The organism is Streptomyces pseudogriseolus (genome assembly GCA_002154585.1).
GTDB classification, from domain to species: Bacteria; Actinomycetota; Actinomycetes; order Streptomycetales; family Streptomycetaceae; genus Streptomyces; species Streptomyces pseudogriseolus.
The window spans coordinates 1-1,773 of the sequence record MUNG01000628.1; the positions used below are offsets into that span (position 1 = coordinate 1).

At 71.9% G+C, this 1,773-nt stretch carries 2 protein-coding genes; both read left to right on the top strand.

Annotated features, from left to right (window positions below):
* Positions 1–1,120 (top strand): alginate lyase family protein (locus tag CCN29_RS33560; RefSeq protein WP_107481768.1); only part of this gene is annotated, 1,120 nt, incomplete at its 5' end.
* 65 nt (positions 1,121–1,185) lie between these two features.
* Positions 1,186–1,773, top strand: a 588-nt coding sequence (locus CCN29_RS33565; RefSeq protein WP_086686262.1) for an ABC transporter ATP-binding protein, incomplete at its 3' end; no start/stop codon positions are given.

The window sequence follows — 1,773 nt, forward strand, 5'->3', positions numbered from 1 at the left end:
CCCCGGCGCCCCGCCCGCCGAGGCCGCCCCGGCCACCTTCACGCACCCCGGGGTCACCGTCTCCCGGGGCCAGCTCGACTTCGCCCGCGGCAAGGTGCTGGCCGGCGCCCAGCCCTGGAAGGGCGCCTTCGACCGCATGGCGGCGAGCAAGTACGCCGACCTGAACCGCACGCCCAGGCCCCGCGCCGTCGTGGAGTGCGGCTCGTACTCCAACCCCAACCTCGGCTGCACCGACGAGCGCGAGGACGCCATCGCCGCGTACACGCAGGCCCTCCTGTGGTACGTCACCCGCGACGAACGCCACGCGGCCAAGGCCATCCAGCTCATGGACGCCTGGTCCGCCGTGATCCGCGACCACACCAACACCAACGCGCCGCTCCAGACCGGCTGGGCCGGCTCCTCCTGGGCCAAGGCCGCCGAGATCGTCAAGCACACCTACCCCGGCACCTGGGCGAACTCCGGCCGGTTCGCCACCGTGCTCCGCGACGTCTACCTGCCCGAGATCATCAACGGCTCGAACTCCAACGGCAACTGGGAGCTGACGATGATGGAGGCCGCCGTCGGCATCTCCGTCTTCCTGGAGGACCGCGCCGCGTACGACAAGGCCATGGCGACGTTCCGCACCCGTACCGCCGCCTACGTCTACCTGGCCTCCGACGGGCCCCTGCCGAAGACCGTCCCCAGCCAGAACCTCGACACCCGCGACAAGATCGTCCGGTACTGGCAGAACCAGTCCACCTTCATCACCGGCCTCACCCAGGAAACCTGCCGCGACCTCACGCACACCGGCTACGGCATCTCCTCCATCTCGCACATCGCCGAGACCAGCCGCATCCAGGGCCAGGACCTCTACGGCACCGACGTCGGCGAGCGGCTGCGGCACGCGCTCGGCTTCCAGGCGAAGTACGAGCAGGGCGAGGCCGTGCCGGGCTGGCTGTGCGGAGGCACCCTGCACCTCGGCCTCGGCCCGGTCACCGAGGTCGGCTACAACGCGATGCACAACCGCCTCGGCTTCGCCATGACCAACACCCAGGCGCTGACCGAGCGCACCCGCCCCTCCGGCACCAACAACCTGTTCGTCGCCTGGGAGACCCTCACCCACGGCGACAATCCCGCCTGAGCCTGTTGATCGGCCGGGCGCCGGACAGCGATACTGGCGCCCGGTTCACGGGGGGAGACATCCACATGGGACGGACGGTCACCGACGCCATGGTGCGCGTCGAGGACGTGCACAAGTCGTACGGCACCGGCGCCGCCGCCGTGCACGCGCTGCGCGGCGTCTCCTTCGAGATCCCCCGCGGCGAACTCGTCGCCCTCAAGGGACGCTCCGGATCGGGCAAGACCACCCTGCTGAACATCGTCGGCGGCCTGGACGCCCCCGACCGGGGGCGGGTCGACGTCGACGGCCGCGACCTCGCCGGCCTCGACGAGGAGGGTCTGCTCGCCCTGCGCCGCGACCAGGTCGGCTTCGTCTTCCAGTCCTTCGGCCTCATCCCCATCCTCAGCGCCGCCGAGAACGTCGGCGTCCCGCTGCGGCTGCGCGGCGCGGACCCCCGCGAGCGCGAGGAGCGCGTCGAGCTGCTGCTGTCCCTCGTCGGCCTCGCCGACCACGCGGCCCAGCGGCCCGGCGAACTCTCCGGCGGTCAGCAGCAGCGGGTCGCCATCGCCCGCGCCCTCGCCAACAACCCCGCCCTGCTCATCGCCGACGAACCCACCGGCCAGCTCGACGCCGAGACCGGGCACGCCGTGATGGAGCTGCTGCGCGCGGTCGTC